At 75.3% G+C, this 19967-nt stretch carries 17 protein-coding genes; 12 read left to right on the forward strand and 5 right to left on the reverse strand.

Features of this window, described 5'->3' with window-relative positions:
• Nucleotides 1–10: 10 nt before the first annotated feature.
• On the reverse strand, nucleotides 11–1594 hold the full coding sequence (locus ACFY0X_RS27315) for a TauD/TfdA family dioxygenase (RefSeq protein WP_387758388.1): 1584 nt from the start codon (nucleotides 1592–1594) through the stop codon (nucleotides 11–13).
• A gap of 257 nt (nucleotides 1595–1851) precedes the next feature.
• Between ACFY0X_RS27315 and ACFY0X_RS27320 the strand changes: the two genes are divergently transcribed.
• Nucleotides 1852–3489, forward strand: a complete 1638-nt coding sequence (locus tag ACFY0X_RS27320) for an APC family permease (RefSeq protein ID WP_387758390.1) — start codon at nucleotides 1852–1854, stop codon at nucleotides 3487–3489.
• A 155-nt stretch (nucleotides 3490–3644) separates the two neighbouring features.
• Here ACFY0X_RS27320 and ACFY0X_RS27325 read toward each other — a convergent pair whose 3' ends face one another.
• Nucleotides 3645–4730, reverse strand: coding sequence for a pyridoxal-phosphate-dependent aminotransferase family protein (locus tag ACFY0X_RS27325; RefSeq protein WP_387758391.1), 1086 nt, complete (start codon nucleotides 4728–4730; stop codon nucleotides 3645–3647).
• A gap of 92 nt (nucleotides 4731–4822) precedes the next feature.
• Here ACFY0X_RS27325 and ACFY0X_RS27330 point away from each other — a divergent pair, with 92 nt between their 5' ends.
• The 6 genes from ACFY0X_RS27330 to ACFY0X_RS27355 all read left to right on the forward strand — a co-directional run bounded on the left by ACFY0X_RS27330 (nucleotide 4823) and on the right by ACFY0X_RS27355 (nucleotide 10961).
• A complete protein-coding gene (locus tag ACFY0X_RS27330) occupies nucleotides 4823–5914 on the forward strand; it encodes an amidohydrolase family protein (protein WP_387758393.1) in 1092 nt (363 codons plus the stop codon).
• A gap of 138 nt (nucleotides 5915–6052) precedes the next feature.
• Nucleotides 6053–6730, forward strand: coding sequence for a uracil-DNA glycosylase (locus tag ACFY0X_RS27335; protein ID WP_387758394.1), 678 nt, complete (start codon nucleotides 6053–6055; stop codon nucleotides 6728–6730).
• Between the two features lie 126 nt (nucleotides 6731–6856).
• Nucleotides 6857–7822, forward strand: a complete 966-nt coding sequence (locus ACFY0X_RS27340; protein WP_387758396.1) for an SCO1860 family LAETG-anchored protein — start codon at nucleotides 6857–6859, stop codon at nucleotides 7820–7822.
• A 185-nt stretch (nucleotides 7823–8007) separates the two neighbouring features.
• Nucleotides 8008–9030: a glutamine synthetase gene (glnII, locus tag ACFY0X_RS27345; protein WP_387758397.1), complete on the forward strand. Its 1023-nt coding sequence runs from the start codon at nucleotides 8008–8010 to the stop codon at nucleotides 9028–9030.
• 172 nt (nucleotides 9031–9202) lie between these two features.
• Nucleotides 9203–9778 (forward strand): hypothetical protein, encoded by a 576-nt coding sequence (locus ACFY0X_RS27350; RefSeq protein ID WP_387758399.1) that lies wholly within the window; start codon nucleotides 9203–9205, stop codon nucleotides 9776–9778.
• A gap of 115 nt (nucleotides 9779–9893) precedes the next feature.
• A complete protein-coding gene (locus ACFY0X_RS27355; RefSeq protein WP_387758400.1) occupies nucleotides 9894–10961 on the forward strand; it encodes a cobalamin-independent methionine synthase II family protein in 1068 nt (355 codons plus the stop codon).
• Nucleotides 10962–11044: 83 nt separating this feature from the next.
• On the opposite strand, the gene cobC is transcribed toward ACFY0X_RS27355, so the two are convergent.
• Both cobC and ACFY0X_RS27365 read right to left on the reverse strand, forming a co-directional pair.
• Nucleotides 11045–12091, reverse strand: a complete 1047-nt coding sequence (gene cobC / locus ACFY0X_RS27360) for an Rv2231c family pyridoxal phosphate-dependent protein CobC (RefSeq protein WP_387758402.1) — start codon at nucleotides 12089–12091, stop codon at nucleotides 11045–11047.
• The gene (locus ACFY0X_RS27365) at nucleotides 12088–12597 is read right to left on the reverse strand and encodes a cobalamin biosynthesis protein (RefSeq protein WP_387758403.1); all 510 of its coding nucleotides are present in this window, start codon (nucleotides 12595–12597) and stop codon (nucleotides 12088–12090) included. The genes cobC and ACFY0X_RS27365 overlap by 4 nt, the downstream gene beginning before the upstream one ends.
• A 391-nt stretch (nucleotides 12598–12988) precedes the next feature.
• Here ACFY0X_RS27365 and ACFY0X_RS27370 point away from each other — a divergent pair, with 391 nt between their 5' ends.
• The 3 genes from ACFY0X_RS27370 (at nucleotide 12989) to ACFY0X_RS27380 (ending at nucleotide 16481) form a co-directional block, all read left to right on the forward strand.
• A complete protein-coding gene (locus ACFY0X_RS27370; protein ID WP_387758405.1) occupies nucleotides 12989–14437 on the forward strand; it encodes an MFS transporter in 1449 nt (482 codons plus the stop codon).
• Nucleotides 14434–15465 (forward strand): TolB family protein, encoded by a 1032-nt coding sequence (locus ACFY0X_RS27375; RefSeq protein ID WP_387758407.1) that lies wholly within the window; start codon nucleotides 14434–14436, stop codon nucleotides 15463–15465. Before ACFY0X_RS27370 ends, ACFY0X_RS27375 begins: the two co-directional genes overlap by 4 nt.
• Nucleotides 15466–15587: 122 nt before the next feature.
• On the forward strand, nucleotides 15588–16481 hold the full coding sequence (locus ACFY0X_RS27380) for a hypothetical protein (RefSeq protein WP_387758408.1): 894 nt from the start codon (nucleotides 15588–15590) through the stop codon (nucleotides 16479–16481).
• A gap of 105 nt (nucleotides 16482–16586) precedes the next feature.
• On the opposite strand, the gene ACFY0X_RS27385 is transcribed toward ACFY0X_RS27380, so the two are convergent.
• Nucleotides 16587–17540, reverse strand: coding sequence for an EamA family transporter (locus tag ACFY0X_RS27385; protein WP_387758410.1), 954 nt, complete (start codon nucleotides 17538–17540; stop codon nucleotides 16587–16589).
• A 146-nt stretch (nucleotides 17541–17686) separates the two neighbouring features.
• Between ACFY0X_RS27385 and ACFY0X_RS27390 the strand changes: the two genes are divergently transcribed.
• Both ACFY0X_RS27390 and ACFY0X_RS27395 read left to right on the forward strand, forming a co-directional pair.
• Entirely contained in the window at nucleotides 17687–18199 is a 513-nt protein-coding gene (locus tag ACFY0X_RS27390) for a MarR family winged helix-turn-helix transcriptional regulator (protein ID WP_387758412.1), read from the forward strand.
• A gap of 117 nt (nucleotides 18200–18316) precedes the next feature.
• On the forward strand, nucleotides 18317–19939 hold the full coding sequence (locus tag ACFY0X_RS27395; protein WP_387758414.1) for an SMI1/KNR4 family protein: 1623 nt from the start codon (nucleotides 18317–18319) through the stop codon (nucleotides 19937–19939).
• Nucleotides 19940–19967: the final 28 nt, after the last annotated feature.

The raw sequence follows: 19967 nt of genomic DNA on the forward strand, positions 1-19967 counted from the left end.
GCCGGCGTCCTCACCGCATGAGCGCGGCGAGCAGCGGGCGGTAGTGCTCGAAGCCCGGCACCGGGGCGCCGGCCACCTTCGCCCGCTCGTCCCAGCGCCGTACCGCCACCGCGTCCCGGGCGCCCGGGAGTTCGGCGAAGGCGGCGGCCCGCCGCTCGTCCATCGGGCCGCCCTGGACCTCCAGCGTGTACGCGGAGGCCGCGGAGAGCCGCTCCCGGTACCCGGGCTCGACCGCGCACAGGTAGCGCTTGGCGGCCACGTGCAGCCGGACCGGCTCGGTGACCTCCGGGCCGAACCACTGGGCCAGCCAGTCGGCCCCCGAGTCGCTGTGGCGGTTGTCCCGGCCGTCCATCAGGTCCCGGCCGCGCAGGGCGCCGTGGAAGTGCCCGACGTCGTGCAGCAGTGCGGCGGCGACCAGGTGCGCCGGCGCCCCGGCGGCCTCGGCGGCAGCGGCGGCCTGGAGCATGTGCTCGGCCATGGTGACCTCCTCGCCCAGGTACTCCCCGGCGCCCTCGCCGGCGAACAGCTCGGCGATGGTGTCCAGGGCGGCGGCGCGGCGGTGCAACACGGCGAGGGTGCTGTTCAGCGCGTCGAGGTCGGCGTAGCAGCCCTGGAGGTGCCGGTGGCCGTCCTGCTGGAACGCCGTGCGGGCGTGCAGCAGACGGGTGTTGTCGAAGACCAGGCAGTCACCGGGGCCGAGGCGGAAGGCGAGCCGGAGGCCGGGGCGCAGGGTGATCGCGGCGAAGCGGCGGTAGGCGGCGTAGAAGGCGTCCAGGTCGTCCGGGCCGATCCCCCGGACGGTGCCGATCGAGCGGTCGTTGAACCTGACCTCGCGGATCCGGCCCCGCGGGTCCACCTCGATCAGCGGCCGGTCGGCGCGCAGCTCGGTGCGGCGGTCGCGGAAGACGAACGGGACGGGCGTGCGGGTGAGGACCTCGAACGCGTCCGGCGCCTCCTCCCGGAGGACCGCCGCGGCCCGGAACCCGTCCACCAGCCCGGAGTCGCCGCCGGTCGCCGAGTTCTCCAGGCAGTGCAGCAGCTGGAGGGTCGGCACCGGGTCCCGGTACGGGTTGTCGGTGTGCGGGGCGATGGCGGCGCTGGTGAAGGCGAGGTTGTTCGGGTCCGGCTCGACCCGGACGTCGAACAGCTCCCCGTAGTTGGTGACCCGGACGTACCCGAAGCTCTCCGCGACCCGCAGCACCTGCCGCTCCACGGCCGGCACCCCGCGCAGCACGGCGAAGCCGTCGCGCCGTACGGCGGCCAGCACCGCGGCCCGCTCGGCCGGGTCGTCCAGGTAGGCCTCCCACCGCGCCCCGGGGAGGCCGGCCGCGAAGTCCGCGGCCGTCCAGAGCCGCTTGCCGTGCTCGGTGCGTCCGTCGTCGCCGTCCGCCCGGTCGAGCCACTCCAGCGGGTAGCGGGAGCGGTGCCCGTCCGACCAGCGCACCTCCAGGTGCCCGTCGGCCTCCGTGCTCCCGGCGACCGCCAGGCCGTCCGGCAGGTCGCCGATCCGGAACAGCTTCTGCCCGTTGCGCGGGTCCCGGCACTCGGGGCACGGGCAGTTGTCGCGCAGCCAGTACGGCGGCAGCTCGGTCACGGTCTCCTCCTCGGCGGCACTGCGGCTGTCGTAAGGCCTGAAGTTGTATAGCCAACTTCGGGCTCTATCCGGGAGCCTGCCTGCCTCCGGTGAGTTCCACGTGCCGGACGGGTGAACGCTTCGGGAACTGTGCCGGCGGGCGCCTGCGACCGGCTGTTCGAGTGAGGGGCGCGGGACGCGGGGCGTTTCGGGGCGGGGCGGCGGTGGCGCTGCGGCACTGTCGGAGGACTTCCTCCTGCTTCGAGAGGCGATCGGCCATGGCCCATTCCTCATCCAATCCGCCCGGCTCGGGGCACACCGCGCTGCGGCGCGAGGTCGGTGTCATCGGACTGCTCTGGGCCTCGGTCGGCGCGATCATCGGCTCCGGCTGGCTGTTCGGGGCGCAGAAGGCGGCGGTGGCGGCCGGGCCGGCCGCGCTGTTGTCCTGGGGCATCGGCGCGGTGGCGATCATCCTGCTGGCGCTGGTGCACGCCGAGCTGGGCGGGCTGTTCCCGGTGGCCGGCGGCACGGCCCGCTACCCGCACTACGCCTTCGGCGGGTTCGCCGGGATGTCCTTCGGCTGGTTCACCTGGCTGCAGGCCGCGACCATCGCGCCGATCGAGGTGCAGGCGATGATCAACTACGCCCGGCACTGGACCTGGGCGCGCGGCCTGCTGCACGACGACCTGACCCTCACCGGGACCGGCTTCGTGGTCGCCGCCGTGCTGCTCGGGCTGTTCGTCGCCATCAACTTCCTCGGCGTGCGGCTGCTCGCGCACACCAACAGCGCGGCCACCGTGTGGAAGGTCGCCGTCCCGGTGCTGGCCATCTTCGCGCTCGGCCTCACCGAGTTCCACGGCTCCAACTTCGACGTGCACGGCTTCGCGCCGGACGGCGCCAAGGGCGTGCTCACCGCGATCAGCAGCAGCGGGGTGATCTTCGCGCTGCTCGGCTTCGAGCAGGCCATCCAGTGGGCGGGGGAGAGCCGCAACCCGCGCCGGGACATCCCGCGCGCGGTGCTCGGCTCGGTGGTGATCGGCACGATCGTCTACGTGATGCTCCAGGTGGTGTTCATCGGCGCGCTGCCGCCGGAGACCTTCGCCCAGGGCTGGAGCGCGCTCGACTACCCCGGGATCAGCGGGCCGTTCGCCGGCCTGGCGACCCTGATCGGCCTGGGCTGGCTGGCCACCGTGCTGTTCATCGACGCGGTCGTCTCGCCGGCCGGCACCGGGCTGGTCTACATCACCTCCAGCTCGCGGGTCACCTACGGCCTGAGCCGCAACGGCTACGCGCCGCAGGCGCTGCAGTCCACCGACAGGCGCGCGGTGCCCTGGCTCGGCCTGCTCATCGCCTGGGCGGCCGGGGTGATCTGCTTCCTGCCCTTCCCGAGCTGGCAGCGGCTGGTCGGCTTCATCACCTCGGCGGTGGTGCTGATGTACGCGGGCGCCCCGCTGGCCTTCGGGGTGCTGCGCAAGCGGCTGCCGAAGATGGAGCGCTCGTACCACCTGCCCGGCGGCGCGGTGATCTCGCCGCTGGCCTTCGCGGTGGCCAGCCTGGTCATCTACTGGTCCGGCTGGGACACCCTGTGGCGGCTGGGCCTGGCGATCGTGATCGGCTACCTGCTGCTCGGCGGGTACTCCTGGTACGCGCGCTCCAAGGGGGTGCCGAACGCGCCCCGGATGGACTTCCGGGCCGGGCAGTGGCTGCCGGTCTACCTGATCGGGATGGGCCTGATCTCCTGGCAGGGCACCTTCGGCGTGGGCGCGCGCGGGAACCTGCCGCTCTGGTGGGACATCGTCGTCGTGGTGGTGTTCTCGCTGGTCGTCTACTACTGGGCGCTGGCGATCGCGCTGCCGGCGGAGGAGATCGAGCGGAACATCCGCGGCGTCGAGGTGGTGGGCGTCAACGGGCACTGACACCCGGACACGGCAGCGGCCCTCGGAGGACGTCCTCCGAGGGCCGCTGCCGCGCGTGGTGCCGGCTGCCCCGGGCCGCCGGGCCCGAACGGTCGCGTTCCGGCCCGGGCCCGAACGGTCGCGCGCCGGCCCGGCCCGGACCGCCGTGCCCCGGCTCAGGCCCGGACGGTCGCGCTCCAGGCGGCCTCGGCGGCGGCCAGGGCGGGCGCCGGGTCGGCCGAGGTGGCGGCGGCGAGGCCGGTGAGGCAGGCGCGGACGGTGTCCAGCGCGGCCGCCCGCCCGTAGTGGTTGACCCGCAGCATCGAGCCGGCCAGCGCGCCGCCGCCCGGCTGGACCGGCAGGGCCGGGTCGAGGCGCGCGGCGAGGGCGGTCGCGTCCACGCCGTCCGGGGTGCGCACGGTGGTGGCGACCGGCGCCGCGTGGGCGTCCTCGACGACGTACGGGGCCAGGGTGCCGAGCGCGCGGACGCCGGCCCGGGTGGCGGCGGAGGCGGCGCGGTGGCGGGCGATCACGGCCGGCAGGCCGTCGGCGGCGATCCGGTCCAGGCAGGCGCCGAGCGCGAGCATCTCCAACTGGGCCGGGGCGTGCGGCAGGACGGCGCGGCCGGCGTCGGTCCAGCGCTCCTTCCAGTCCAGCAGCGAGAGGTAGGAGCGGCGCGGGGCGGCCGGGTTGGCGGCGATCCGCTCCCAGGCGCGCTCGGAGACGGAGACGGCGGAGACCCCGGCCGGGCCGCCCATCGCCTTCTGGCCGCCGATGACGCACAGGTCGACGCCCCACTCGTCGGTGAGCAGCGGCTCGGCGGCGACGGAGGCCACCGCGTCGAGCATCAGCAGCGCGCCGTGCTCGCGGACCGCGGCACCGATCCCGGCGACCGGGTTGGTGTTGCCGGTGGCGGCCTCGGCGTGCACCAGGGAGACGAAGTCGATCTCCGGGTGGGCGTCCAGGGCCTCGGCCACCTGTTCGGCGCTCACCGCGCCGTCGAAGGGCACGGCGAGTTCGACGACCTCCGCCCCGCAGGAGCGCAGCCAGTTGCCGAAGGTCTGGCCGTACGGGCCGGTGACGATGTTGAGGGCGGTCGAGCCGGGGTGCGCGGCGCCGCGGATGGCGGCCTCCAGGGGCAGGAGCGCCTCCCCCTGGGTGACGATCACGTCGGCCCCGGTGTGCAGCAGCGCGGCCACCCGGTCCTCGATCGCCGCGAACTCGGCGGCGCTGAGCGGGGGCAGGTCGAGGAAGGGACTCACGTCTTGATCGCCTTTCGCGGGGTGGGGTGCGGAAACGAGTCTGCCGCATCGTGACTGCTTACACGGCACCCGCCCGTCGGTAGAGTGCGGCCATGAACGATGGCGCGGTGCTGCACGTGCGGGGTCGGGTGCTGGTCGGTCCGCAGGACGTCCGGGACGAACTCTGGGTGGTGGACGGCCGGGTGAGCTTCACCCGCCCGCCGACCGCCGGGGACGTGCGGACGGTGACCGGCTGGGTGCTGCCCGGTCTGGTGGACGCGCACTGCCACGTCGGCCTGGACGCCCACGGCGCGGTGGACGCCGAGACCAGCGAGAAGCAGGCGCTCACCGACCGGGACGCCGGCACCCTGCTGATCCGCGACGCCGGCTCGGCCGCCGACACCCGGTGGATCGACGAGCGCGAGGACCTGCCCCGGATCATCCGGGCCGGGCGGCACATCGCCCGCACCCGCCGCTACATCCGCAACTACGCGCACGAGATCGAGCCCGGGGACCTGGCCGCCTACGTCCGGGCCGAGGCCCGGCGCGGCGACGGCTGGGTGAAGCTGGTCGGCGACTGGATCGACCGCGAGCGCGGCGACCTCGCCGCCTGCTGGCCCGGGGACGCGCTGGCCGAGGCGATCGCGGCCGCGCACGAGGAGGGCGCCCGGGTCACCGCGCACTGCTTCTCCGCCGAGTCGCTGCCGGACCTGCTGGCGGCCGGGATCGACTGCGTCGAGCACGCCACCGGGCTGACCGAGGAGCTGATCCCGGCCTTCGCCGAGCGCGGGGTGGCGATCGTGCCGACCCTGGTCAACATCGCCACCTTCCCGGACCTCGCGGCCGGCGGCGAGGCCAAGTTCCCGGCCTGGTCGGCGCACATGCGGCGGCTGCACGAGCGCCGGTACGACACCGTGGGCGCCGCGCACGACGCCGGCATCCCGGTGTTCGTCGGCACCGACGCGGGCGGCTCGCTGGCGCACGGGCTGGTCGCGGACGAGGTGGCGGAGCTGGTCAGGGCGGGGCTGAGCCCGGCCGAGGCGCTGTCGGCGGCGAGCTGGGGGGCGCGCGCGTGGCTGGGGCGGCCGGGGCTGGAGGAGGGCGCGCCGGCCGACTTCGTGGTGTACGCCCAGGACCCCCGGGCGGACGTCCGGGTGCTCGCGGACCCGCGGCTGGTGGTGCTGCGGGGGCGGCCGGTCGGGTAGCCGCGCCGGGGGTCGCGGGAGCGGCCGGCCGGGTCGCCGCGGGGGCCGGCCGGACGGCCGCGGACCCCTCCCGACCGGCGTCGATCGCATGATCATCCGCTGAAAGCCCTGTCGGTGTAGGCCGATAGGGTGGCGACCATGGCACCGCGTCCACTGAACGAGATCGTCGAGCCCGGCTGGGCCGCCGCCCTGGAACCCGTCGCCGGACGGGTCGCCGCGATGGGCGACTTCCTGCGCAACGAACTGGCCGCAGGCCGTACCTACCTGCCCTCCGGCCCGAACGTGCTGCGCGCCTTCCAGCAGCCCTTCGCCGACGTGCGGGTGCTGATCGTCGGGCAGGACCCGTACCCCACCCCCGGCCACGCCGTCGGGCTCAGCTTCTCGGTGGCGCCGGAGGTGCGGCCGATCCCGGCGAGCCTGATCAACATCTACCGGGAGTACGGTACCGACCTCGGCCTGCCGCAGCCCTCCAACGGGGACCTCACCCCGTGGACGAACCAGGGCGTGCTGCTGCTCAACCGGGTGCTCACCGTCCAGCCGCGCAAGAGCGGCGGGCACCGGGGCAAGGGCTGGGAGGCGGTCACCGAGCAGGCGATCCGGGCGCTGGTGGCGCGCGGCGGGCCGCTGGTGGCGATCCTGTGGGGCAGCGACGCCCGCAACCTGCGCCCGCTGCTGGGCAGCGTCCCGTCGGTGGAGTCGGTCCACCCCAGCCCGATGTCGGCCGACCGCGGCTTCTTCGGCTCGCGGCCGTTCAGCCGGGCCAACGAGCTGCTGGTGCGGCAGGGGGCGCAGCCGGTGGACTGGCGGCTGCCGTAGCAGAGGTGCGTAAGCGCAGAACGCCAATCTCACTCCAACGGGTGAAATGACTTTCTGTGTTACTCATGTGACGGATTGTTCGAGAAGACTGGCGGCTCATCGTTTCATCTGTGTGGGGGTATCGCCATGTCTTCTCGCCGAATCGTTTCCGCCGCCGCGGCCACCGCCGTGGCGGCGAGCACACTGCTCACCGCCGCTCCGGTCCACGCCGCCGAGCCCGCCCCGTCGCCCGGTAAGGCGCGCGCCGTCACCGCCGAACTCGACCTGGACGTCAGCTTGTTGAACAAGGCGGTGGACGTCCCGGTGAACATCGCGCTGAACAAGGTGGAGTCGCCGGCCCAACGCGACAGTTCCGTCCTGACGGCCACGGTGGCCGGGGTCGACCAGACCGGTCCGGTCGAGCTCGTCAAGGCCGACGTCGGGAAGTCGGTGACCCGCGTCGACGCCAAGGGCGCCACCGCCTCCGTCAAGCTGGTCAACGCCGACGTGCACGCCCCCGGACTGCCCGCCACCGCGCTGCTCGGCCTGGAGGCGATGAGCGCCGAGGCGACCTGCCCGGTGGACGGGCGGCCGACCGCCGACGTCCTCGCGCCGGTCAGGCTCAGCGTGCTCGGCAAGCCGGTCACCGTCGGGCTGTACGGGCCGACCAAGGTGGACGTGCCGCTGATCGGCAGCGTCTCGGTGGAGTTCTCCAAGAAGACCGTCACCACGACCACCGCCGCCGCCTCGGCCCTGGAGGTGCAGGTGGAGGTGAACCCGCTCAACCTGAACGTCGCCAAGGTCACCGGGAAGATCACCGTCGCCTCGGTGAGCTGCGAGAAGCCCTCCGCGCCGGCGGCCGCCCCGTCCGGCCCGGCCACCCCGGGCGCCGCCCCCACCAGCGCGGCCGCCGCCCAGCCCGTCGCCGACACCACCGCCTCGCGCACCGCCGTCCCGCAGGCCGCGGTGGAGAAGGCGGAGAAGCTGGCCGCCACCGGCGGCAGCAGCGCCACCGGGCCGCTCGCCGCGGGGGCCGGTGCCCTGGTCGCGGGCGGAGCGGCCGCGCTGTGGGCCACCCGGCGCCGTCGCGCCGCGCACGCCCGTCGTCACTGACCACGCCGGTGCCGTCACCGGCGGCACCCGGAGCGGCGGGAGTGCCGCCCCCGGCACTCCCGCACCGTGACCGTGCCAATGCGGACGGTTGGTTCACCTGCGTGTTACATGAGAGGAACAACCGGGAAACGGCGGCTTGCGACGCTACGCGGGCACCCACCACCCAGCAATGCGAGGGACACGCCGTGGCAATCAAGGCCGAGTACATCTGGATCGACGGCACGAAGCCGACCGCGAAGCTCCGTTCCAAGACTCGCGTCCTGCCCAACGCCGACAAGATCCCGACCTGGGGCTTCGACGGTTCCTCGACCAGCCAGGCCGAGGGCCACGCCTCGGACCGCGTGCTGGACCCGGTGAAGGTGGTGCCGGACCCGATCCGCGGCGGCGACCACATCCTGGTGCTCTGCGAGGTCCTGGAGACGGACGGCACCCCGCACGTCTCCAACACCCGCGCCCTGCTGCGCGAGGTCGCCGAGAAGTACGCCTCCCAGGAGGCGATCTTCGGCATCGAGCAGGAGTACACCTTCTTCAAGGGCTCCCGCCCGCTCGGCTTCCCGGAGGGCGGCTTCCCGGCCCCGCAGGGCGGCTACTACTGCGGCGTCGGCGCCGAGGAGGTCTTCGGCCGCGAGATCGTCGAGCTGCACCTGGACCGCTGCATCGACGCCGGCCTGGCCATCTGCGGCATCAACGCCGAGGTCATGCCCGGCCAGTGGGAGTTCCAGATCGGCCCGGTCGACGCGCTGAGCGTCTCGGACGACATGTGGATCGCCCGGTACCTGCTCTACCGCACCGCCGAGGAGTTCGGCATCGACGCCACCCTCGACGCCAAGCCGGCCCGCGGCGACTGGAACGGCGCGGGTGCCCACACCAACTTCTCCACCAAGGCGATGCGCGAGGGCTACGACGCCATCATCACCGCCTGCGAGTCGCTCGGCGCCTCCCAGGAGAAGGTGCTGGAGCACGTCAGCCAGTACGGCGACGACATCCAGTCCCGCCTGACCGGCAAGCACGAGACCGCCCCGTGGAACGTCTACAGCTACGGCGTCTCGGACCGCGGCGCCTCCGTGCGCATCCCGTGGCAGGTCGAGGTGGAGAAGAAGGGCTACATCGAGGACCGCCGCCCGAACGCCAACGTCGACCCCTACGTCGTCACCCGCCTCCTGATCAACACCTGCTGCGAGGCCCTGGAGAAGGCCGGCCAGGTCTGATCCACCGCCGCACCCGGCACCCGCACCGCACCGCGGTGCACCCGCAGCACGCCGCAGGCCCCCTCCCGACCCGGGACGGGGCCTGCGGGCGTTCCCCGGTGCCCGGTACGGGGCCCGATCGTGACCCGCGAACCGCTGGTCAAGCGTCTCCGCCGGGCCGAGAATTCAAGGCATGACCCAGCAGCCCCTGCTCCTCCTCGACGTGGACGGACCGCTCAACCCCTACGCCGCGCCGAAGCGGAAGCCCGAGGGCTACGCCACCCACCGGCTGCGCCCGTCCTGGTGGGTGGCGAAGCAGGAGCACCTGGCGGCGGTCCAGGCGCGGCAGGCGACGCGCGCCAGGCACGCCAAGCCGCCCGCCGTCCGGGTCAAGCCGCTGCGGGTCTGGCTGAACCCGTCGCACGGCGAGGAGCTGCTGGCGCTGCCGTACGAACTGGTGTGGGCCACCGGGTGGATGGGCGAGGCGAACACCCTGATAGGGCCGCACATCGGCCTGCCCGAACTGCCGTACATCCGCTGGACCGACCTGTTCGGCGTGAACCCGGACGGACTGCACTGGAAGACCAGGGACGTGGTCGCCTGGGCCGCCGGGCGCCCGTTCGTCTGGGTGGACGACGAACTCGGCCCGCGGGACCAGGAGTGGATCACCGCCCACCACCCCGGGCCGGCGCTCGCCCTGCACGTCAACCCCCGGATCGGGCTGCTGGCCAAGGACTTCGCCAGGCTGCGGGAGTGGGCCGAACGCTAGTGCTGCGACGGGGGCGTGAACCGGGGGCGTGGGGGCGCGCAAGGTGTGATGGGCCGGGGGGAGTGCGCCGCGCGCCCCATTGTGGACCCGGCACCACCCTTTCTAACGTCCACTCATGACCATCATCACGGAGCCCATCGGCAGCATCCCGCGGCCGCGCATCCTGCTGGACGCCCTCGCCGAGCACGCCGAAGGGCGGCTCTCCGACACCGATCTGAAGAAGCTGCAGGACGAGGCCACCGCCGACACGCTGGCCAAGCTGGAGGAGCTGGGGTGCCCCGTCCTGGTGGACGGCGAGCAGGCCAAGCCGAGCTTCGTCACCTACCCCCTCGCCGGGCTGGCCTCCCTCGCCGGGGACGGCGCCGTCATCCCCTTCGCCGACGGGCACACCCGGCAGCTGCCGCGGCTGACCGCCGGCCCCTTCCGGTACCAGGTCCGGGCCGAGAGCTATCTGCGCGACGCCCGCCGCCACACCGCGCGGCCCGTCAAGCAGGCCGTGATCGCGCCCTCGGCGCTCAGCCTGCTCTACCCGGCCGACGGCATCGACGGGTACTCGCGCGAGGAGTTCCTGCGGGACCTCACCGCCGAGGCCGAGGCCGACATCCGCGGCTGCCTGGACGCGGGCGCCCACGTCGTCCAACTCGACTTCACCGAGGGGCGGTTGTCACTCAAGCTGGACCCGTCGGGTGGCCTGCTGGAGGACTTCGTGGCCCTCAACAACCAGGTGCTGGAGCGGTTCACCGAGGAGGAGCGGGCCCGTCTCGGCGTGCACACCTGCCCGGGCGGGGACCAGGACTCCACCCACAGCCTGGACGTCGACTACGCGGAGCTGCTGCCCAGGCTCTTCCGGCTCAAGGTCGGCAACTTCTACGTGCAGCTGGCGAGCGAGGCCGACCCCGAGCGCGTCCTCGCCGTCATCGCGGATCAACTGCGCCCGGGGATCCGGGTGTTCGTCGGCGTGACCGACCCGATCGACCCCCGGGTGGAGAGCCCGGAGGAGGTGCGCGACCGGGTGCTGGCCGCGGCCCGGTACATCCCGGTCGACCAGCTCGGCACCACCGACGACTGCGGGTTCTCGCCGTTCGCCGACGACGCCTCGACCTCGCGCGACACCGCCTTCGCCAAGATCGCGGCCCGGGTGCGGGGCACGGCCCTGGCGGCGGAGGCGCTCGGGGTCCGGTAGGCCCGCGCCACGCGCCGTGTCCGGCCCTCCTCGTCCGTCCGGCCGGTCGGGCGGGCCGGCGAGGAGGGCCGATCCCGCGGCGTTCAGGCCGAACCGAGCACGGCCTCCAGGGCATCGAGGAAGCGGTCGGTGGTGGCCTCGTCCCGGACGGCGATCCGCAGCCACTCCTCGCCCAGCCCCGGGAAGGTGTCCCCGCGCCGGACGGCGAAGCCGTGCTCGCGCAGCCGCTGCCGGACGGCCGCCGCCTCCGGCAGCCGTACCAGGACGAAGGAGGCTGCCGGTTCGCCGTACAGCCGTACGGACGGGAAGGCGGCCAGGCCCTTCACCAGGTGCTCGCGCCGGAGCGCCAGTTCGGCCGCCGCCCGCTCCGCCTCGGCGAGCGCCGCCGGGGCGCTGCACGCCTCGGCGGCGGCCAGCGCCGGGGTGGAGACCGGCCAGAGCGGCTGGGCGGCGCCCAGCTCGGCGATCAGCGGCGCCGGCCCGAGCACGTAGCCGATCCGAAGCCCGGCCAGGCCCCAGGTCTTGGTGAGGCTGCGCAGCACGACGACCCGGCCGGGCAGGCCCCGGACGGAGGCGAGGGACTCCCGTTCGCCCGGCACGGTGTCCATGAACGCCTCGTCCACCACCAGGGTGCGCCCCGGCCGGGCCAGGGCGGCGACGGCCTCGGCGGGGTGCAGCACGGAGGTCGGGTTGGTCGGGTTGCCGAGGACGACCAGGTCCGCCGCCTCGGGGACGGCGCCCAGTCGGAACCCGTCCCCGGGGGAGAGCAGCACCCGGTGCACCCGGTGTCCGGCGTCCCGCAGGGCCGCCTCGGGCTCGGTGAACTGCGGGTGCACCACGACGACATGACGAGGTGTCAGCACCCGCGCCAGCAGGACGAAGGCCTCCGCGGCGCCCGAGGTGAGCAGCACCTCCTCGACCGGGCGGGCGTGCCGGGCGGCCACCGCGGCGCGCGCGGCGCTCTGGTCGGGGTAGGCGGCGAGGTCGCCGAGGGTGGCCGCGAGGTGCTCGCGCAGCCAGGCCGGGGGAGTACCGGTGCGGACGTTGACGGCGAGGTCGACCAGGCCGAGCCCGTCGGCGCGGACCTCGGCGTCGCCGTGGTGGCGCAGGTCGGGTTCGGGGGCGGTCACGAGGGATCTCCTAGCGGGGCGGTGCGGGCGGTGCCGGCGGTGCCGGGGGTGGGCGGTGCCGCTGCGGGCGGACGGTTCGGGTGGTCGTCGGGGCTCGCGCCGGGCGCGGCGGAGCGGGCGATCGCGACCGTGGCCCGTGCCGACTTCCGCTTGGTGACCACGAGCCGGCCGCCCGGCGCGCTGGCCAGCGCCGCCGCCTCGGCGACGCTCGCGGTGCCGACGGCGGTACCGACCGCGGGGGAGGGGTTCGGCACCGGCACGCCCGCCAGCGCCTCGGGCGGATGCTCGTCCACCGGCACTCCTGGGAGGTGGTCGGCCGTCCAGCGCACCGCCGGATGGCCCGCCTTGCCCGCCACGGTGGCCAGCCGGGCCACGGCGGCGAGCGGCAGTCCGGCCTCCCGGAGGGTGTCCGTCAACAGCCGCAGCACCTCGGTCCGTTCGGCGCCGCTGCTCGCGCCGATGCCGACCACCAGGGTGCGCTGGGCGACGGCGACCAGTCCGCTCACGTGCCGCACCCTTTCGTCCCGAGCTCCGGTGATCCCACCACGCCCGGCCGGAACGGGTCAATCGCGGCGGGTGTGACGTCCGACGCCGTTCCCGGCGGGGCGGAGCGGGGCGGGGCGGGTGTGACGTCCGACGCCGTTCCCGTCGCCCCCGGTCCGTCGCGGGCCCACCCGGGCACTGCAGCTGTTCGCCTGTTCTTCACCCGCGTTGTGCGGTACACGACACCATGACGCTCCTACTGTTCTCGGCGCTCCCGCCCGGGAAGCCCCGACCTCCGGAGGACCCCATGGCCTTCGCACGACCGCGCACCCCCGTGACCCCCGCCCCCGGCGCCCCCGCCGCCACCCCGCCCTCGCGCCCCGGCCGCGCCACCGGATCCCGGAACTGACGCCCGTGTACGTCGCGGACTCCCGCAGCTCGAAGGCCCCGGCCGCGTCGGGCCCCACCGCGTCGACCCCCGCCGGGCCGGCCGCCGGGCGGGGGCGACGGGCCGCCGTGCCCGGCGCGGTCGTCGCCCTCGGCGCGGTCAGCCTGGTCACCGACGTCTCCTCCGAGATGGTCACCGCCGTCCTCCCCCTCTACCTGCTCACCGGCCTCGGCCTCTCCCCGCTCGGTTTCGGCCTGCTCGACGGCATCCAGAACGGCTTCAGCGCCCTGGTCCGGCTGGTCGGCGGCCACCTCGCCGACCGCCGCGGCCGCGACGGGGCCGCCCGCCACAAGGCCGTCGCGGCCGTCGGGTACGGGCTGTCCGCGCTGTGCCGGCCGCTGCTGCTGTTCGTCCACACCGTGCCGCTGATCGGTGCCGTGATCGCCGTCGACCGCACCGGCAAGGGCCTGCGCACCGCGCCCCGGGACGCGATGATCTCGCTCGCCACCGAACCCGCCCACCGCGGCCGGGCGTTCGGGGTGCACCGGGCGATGGACACGGCCGGCGCCCTGCTCGGCCCGCTCACCGCCTTCCTGGTGCTGCGGCTGGCCGGCGGTCCGCTGCTCGCCGACGGCGGCGAGCGGCACGGCTACGACGCGGTGTTCACGGTCAGCTCGTGCGTCGCGGCGCTCGGCGTGCTGATCCTGCTGCTGTTCGTGCCGAACCGGCAGCAGGGTGACGACTTGTCGACTTCCGCGCCCTCGCTGCGCGACAGCCTCACCCTGCTGCGGCTGCCGGGGCTGCGCCGGTTGACGCTCTGCGCCGTCCTGCTCGGCCTCACCACCGTCAGCGACTCCTTCCTCTACCTGCTCGTCCAGCGCCGGCTGGACCTGCCCGTCGGCCTGTTCCCGCTGCTGCCGCTGGGCACCGCCGCCGCCTTCCTGCTGCTCGCCGTCCCGCTCGGCGCGCTCGCCGACCGGATCGGCCGCCACCGGCTCTTCCTCGCCGGGCACGGGGTGCTGCTGCTCGCGTACGGGCTGCTGCTCTCCCCGCTGCGCGGGCTGCCGGTGGTGGTCTGCGTACTGGTGCTGCACGGCACCTTCTACGCGGCGACCGACGGCGTGCTCGCCGCCGCGGCCGCCGACGCCGTGCCCGCCGAGCAGCGCGGCGCCGGGCTGGCCCTGGTCGGCACCGGGCAGGCGCTGGCCCGGTTCGCCTGCTCGCTGCTGTTCGGCGCGCTGTGGGGCGTGGTCGGCGGCCCGGCGGCGCTGGGCTGGTCGGCGGGGGCGCTGGCGCTGTGCGTGCTCGGCGCGGCGGCGGTGCTGCGCCCGTCCGGACCCGCCGCGGACGGGTCCCGGTCCGACGCCGGGCGGCCCGAGCCGGGCGCCGGGCAGCCCGAGCCCGACGCCGGGCTGCCCAGCGCCGCCGGGCAGCCCGATCCCGATGCCGCCAAGACCCAGGAGGAGACCCGATGAACCTGCGGAACCGGACCAGGGTGATCATCCTGCTGGTGGCCGTCGTGCTGCTCGGCGCGGTCGGCACCGGGGCCGTCCTGTACGCCGCCGACCGCACGGCCCGCCGGGACCGGGCCCAGCCCGGCGGGCCGTCCGTCGAGTCCGGCCCGGTGTCCCTCCAGGCGCACGACGGCGGACGACGGCTGCTGTTCCGCAACATGGCCTGGGGCCCGCACCGGGACGAGGTCACCTCCGTCGCCGCCGACCACCCGGACGGCCCGCGCACCGCCTCCGGCGTCCAGTGCCTGCGCTTCCACGCCGCCGCCGGCACCGGCGTCTGCCTCCAGGCCCAGCACGGCGCGCTGGAGGACACCTACCGCGCCGTGGTGCTGGACGACCGCCTGCGCGAGCTCCGCTCGTTCCCGGCGGCCGGCATCCCCACCCGCTCGCGGGTCTCCCCGTCCGGGCACCTCGCCGCCTGGACGGTCTTCGTCAGCGGCGACTCCTACGCGGGCAGCGACTTCTCCACCCGCACCTCGATCGTGGACGTCCGGGACTGGAATCTGCGGGAGAACCTGGAGGACTTCGCCGTCGTCCTGGACGGTCACCCGTACCAGGCGCACGACGTCAACATCTGGGGCGTCACCTTCGCCGACGACACCACCTTCTACGCCACCCTCGCCAGCGCCGGGCGGACCCACCTCGTCCGCGGCGACCTCGCCGCCCGCACCCTGACCACCCTGCACGACAACGTCGAGTGCCCCTCGCTCTCCCCGGACGGCACCCGCGTCGCGTACAAGAAGCGCGTCCCCGGCCTGCCCGCCGACTCCCCGTGGCGGCTGTACGTGCTCGACCTCGCCACCATGACCGAGACCGCCACCGCCGAGCAGCGCAACATCGACGACCAGGCGCTCTGGTCCGGCGACGGCACCCTGCTCTACGCGCTGCCCGGCGACTACGGTGCCGACCTGTGGACCGTCCCGGCGGACGGTTCGGGCAGCGCGCGGCAGGTCACCGGGGCCGCGGTCGCCCCCGCCTACCTGGGCTGAGGAACTCTGGGCTACGGTCCCACGTCGAGCAGAGTGTGACGTCCTGATCAGGCGTCCGGAACGAATGTCCTGATCAGGCGTCCTGATCGAGCGTTCTGATCGAACGGGGGAGCGAGACAACCGTGGACGGCATCCCACCCGAGCGCATGGTGACCGACTCGTGGCCGGCCCTGCACGGCCGCCCGGTCCTGCGGCGCACCGTCGCCGTCGGACTGGTGCTCTGCGTGTCCGTCGCCGCCGCCCTGGTGGTGCGCGGCGTCAACACGCTGACCGCCGGCCGCGTCGGCCGCGAGACCGACCGCGACCGCGCCGAACGCCTGGCCGGCCTCCACCCCTCCCAGCACCCCGGCCTCGGCCGCTTCTACGTCCCGGTCGGCGCCGTCTACACCCACACCTCCGACGGCGCCCCGGTCGCCTACCTGCACTACCGCCTCGGCGGCGGCAGGGCCCCGGGCCTCGGCGACTTCCTCAGCGCCTACGACCTGCCCTCACCCGGCCCGGCCGCCCGGCTGCCGGCCGACCTGCTCGCGGCCCTCGGCGGCGACGAGCCGGCCGAGGCACCGGAGCTCCCCGAGTCCCCGCTGCCGCCGGCCGTCGGCCCCTCCCCCGCTCCGTCCGGGACCGCCGCCGAGAGCCCGGCACCGACGGCCGATCCCGCCGACCCCGGCGGCCCGCCCGGCCTCGCCACGGAGCCCGGTGAGCCCCCGGCCGACTCCGGGGGGCTCACCGCCGACTCCGAGGCGTCCGTCGCCGATCCGACCGTCGCCGACCCGACCGTCGCCGACCCGGAGGCCCCGGCCGCCGAGCCGGCCCCCGCCGTCGCCCCGGCTCCGGCGCTGGAGGAGCCCACCCCCGAGGACCCCGCTCCGGCCGTGACCCCCACCCCGACCTGGACCGCCTCGCCGAGCCCCACCGGCCTCCCCGGCCACGCGCCCACCGCCCGCCGGATCTATGTGGCCACCATCCCCGGCGGCCTCCCCGGCGCCGCCGACATCTACGTCCGCGCCACCGGCTGACCCACCGCCCGCGGCCCGTCCGCGCGCCCCTGTCGGCCGTCGGCAGCACGCCCGCGCCCCCGCCGTGGACTTCGGCGGGGGCGCGGGCGTTCGGGACGGTGCCGGTCAGCGGGTGACGGCCGGTTCGCGCCGGGGGGCGGGGAGGACCGGCGCCGCGGCCGGCACCGGCGCCGGAGCGGGGGCCTGGCTCGGGGCCGCGGCGCGGCGGGCGGGGGCCTGGCCGGCGAGCATGGCGGCGAGGGCGAGGAGGAGGCCGAGCACCTGCCAGGGGGTCAGGGTCTGGCCGAGGACGACGAGGCCGCCGAGGGTGGCGACGACCGGGTTGATCAGGCCCAGGAACGAGGCCGGGCCGGCGCCGAGGTGCTCGATGCCGCGGAACCAGAGGAAGTAGCCGAGCGCGGTGCCGACCAGGCCGAGGTAGCCGAAGCCGGCCAGGTTGGCGGCGCTCAGGGCGGGCGGCGCGCCCTCGACGACGGCGGCGAGCGGGACGAGGAAGACCGAGCCGGCCAGGAGCTGCCAGGCGGTGAGGTCGAGCAGGGTGGCGCCCTCCGGGCGGCCCCAGCGGCGGGTGAGGACGGTGCCCATGGCCATCAGCGCGACCCCGGCGACCATCGCGGCGATCCCGACGCCGTTCAGCCGGGCACCGCTCTTGAGCACCAGCAGGGCCACTCCGCCGACCCCGACCAGTCCGGCGACCACCGCCCGCCGGCCGGGCCGCACCCGCAACACGCCGATCGAGAAGCCGGTGACCAGCAGCGGCTGGATCGCCCCGATGGTGGCGGCCACGCCGCCGGGCAGGCGGTAGGCGCCGACGAACATCAGCGGGAAGAACAGCCCGATGTTGAGCATCCCGAGCACGGCCGCGCGCCCCCACCAGCGCCCCTTGGGGAGTCGGCGGCCGATCAGCAGCAGGAGCAGTCCGGCGGGGAGCGCGCGGAGCGCGGCGAGCAGCAGCGGGCGGCCCTCGGGCAGCAGCTGGGTGGTGACCAGGTAGGTGGTGCCCCACGCGGCCGGGGCGAGAGCGGCGGTGGCGGCGATCGCTGCGCGCTTGCGGTCCATGACGTCCCCCTGAACGTTGATTATCTGAACGTTGAGATATTTCTACGCCCAGGATCGGCGAACGTCAAGTATGTGAATGTTAAGATATCTGCGTAGGGCAGACGGACGGACGACTTCGGACAGACGGCTCCGGGAGGGCGACGGACATGCAGCAGCAGCGCGACACCGTGGACGACATCGTCGAGCAGTGGGCCCGGGCCCGCCCCGACCTGGACGCCGGGCCGATGGCCCTGATCGGGCGGCTGCGACGGCTCAACGCCCGGGTCGACAACGCCCTGCGCGAGTACTTCACCGAATGCGGCCTGGACTCCTCCGAGTTCGACGTGCTGGCCACCCTGCGCCGCTCCGGCGAGCCGTACGAGCTCAACGCCCGCGCGCTGCTCAAGTCCGCGATGGTCACCTCCGGCGCCATCACCAACCGGGTCGACCGGCTGTCCGCCAAGGGGCTGGTCGAGCGCAACCCCTGCCCGACCGACCGCCGCGCCGTCCTGGTCCGCCTCACCCCGGCCGGCAAGGACCTGATCGACGGCGCCCTGGCCGGCCACGTCCGGAACGAGGAGCGCATCCTCTCGGCCCTCGACGCGGAGGAGCGCACCCGGCTGGACGCCCTGCTGCGCAAGCTCCTCATCGCGCACGGGGACACCGAGCCGCTCCTCTGAACCCGGTCGAACCCGGTGCCGGGCGCCTCCGGGGCGGGGTGCGGCACCCCGCCCCGGGCGGCTGTCGGCGGCCCCTGCCATGCTGTCCCGCACCACGGAGCACGAGGGGGCGGGGCAGTGATCGAGGGCACCGGGCAGGTCGAGGAGCCGATGGCCGGCGTGGCGCGGCGGATCGCCGAGGGCATCGCCGCCGCGGCGCCCGAGGGCTGGACGGAGGCCGTGCTCGCCGTCTCGGCGGGGCCGGGCGGGCTCTCGTACTCCGGTGACCACGTCGTGCCCGGCGCGGCCGGCCGCGGCACACCGGTGCAGGCGCCCTTCGGGGAGCTGTACCAGCTGTCCGAAGGCGTCCGGCGGGCCCGCGGCTGGCAGCGGATGTCGCTGGAGCTGCGCTGCCGCCCGTCCGGGGAGCACGAACTGACCGCGTTCGACGACTCCCTCGACAGCCTGCGCTCGTCGGGCGACGGCTTCCTCGCCGTCCTGGACGACGGCTACCGGCTGCCGGTCCCCGGCGCGGACCAGGAGCCCGGTACCGCCGCCCCGGCCGGCGACCCGGCCCTCGCCGTCGCGCACTTCCGCACGTACCTGGAGCGCCGCGCCGCCGTCCTCGGCCGTCCGGACCAGCTGCCGCCGGCCGCCTCCGACGCCGGGATCGAGGCCGTCGAACGCCGCCTCGGCCACGCCCTGCCCGCCGATCTGCGGGCCCTCTACCGGATCGCCGACGGCGACCGGGTCGACGGCCGGCACGGCCACCTCGTCGGCGGCTACGGCTGGCTGTCGCTGGCCGGCGCGGCCGCCGTCCACGAGCGCGTGAGCGCTCCCGACTGGTTCGGCTGGAGCCTGGGCTGGAACGCGGTGGTCCTCGACGCCGACCCGCCCCAGACGGTGCGCCGCTGCGGCGCCCACCCGGCCTGGCTGCCGTTCGCCACCGGCGGGGACGGCAACTACCTCGCCGTCGACCTCGCTCCGGCCCGCGACGGCCGGCCCGGCCAGGTGATCCGGATCGGCCGCGACCACGACGAGGGGCCGCAGTACGTCGCCGAGTCCGTCACGGCCCTCTTCCGCCGGTACTCGGACCAGCTGGCGGCGGGCGCGTACGAGGTCGACGAGGACTGGATCGGGCTGACCGGCGAGGCCTTCCGGGAGGAGGCGTCCGGCACCGACCGGGCGTCCGTCCGGCGGGAGGTCATCGGCGCCGTCCCGGACCCCGTCCCGCCGCAGCTCCAGGCGCTGCACGTCAACGACGCGGCCGGGTCGGTCGACCTCTCGCCCCTCGCCGCCGCGCCCCTGCTGCGGCGGCTGCACCTCAACCGCTCCGTCACGGCGGACCTGACGCCGCTGCGCGAGCTGCCCGTGGAGTCCCTGCGGGTCACCCTGGCGGGCGGCGACCTGACCCCGCTGGCGGGCCACCGCGAGCTCCGGGCACTGGAGTTGGCGACACCCGCGGACGGTGACGCGGTGCCGCTCGACCTCGCCGCGCTGCGGACGGTGCCGAACCTGCGCGCCCTGGACCTCTCCGGCGCCGCCGTCCGCGACCTGACCGTCCTGGCGGACCTCCCCGAGCTGCGCTACCTCGCGCTCGACGGCCGGCAGTGGGCGCGGCTCTCGGCGGCCGACCGGATCCCGGCCGGCCTCGCCGCCGTGCGCCTCGCGGACCGTGCGGCCCCGATGGCCGACGCCCTGGCCTGGGCCGCCGGTCTCGGCCTCGACACCGGGGGCGCCCTCCGCCTGCGGCTGCGCTGACGGGCGGCGCGGCCCGTCGCGGGGCGAG

It is taken from the genome of Kitasatospora sp. NPDC001547 (assembly GCF_042894165.1).
GTDB lineage: Bacteria > Actinomycetota > Actinomycetes > Streptomycetales > Streptomycetaceae > Kitasatospora.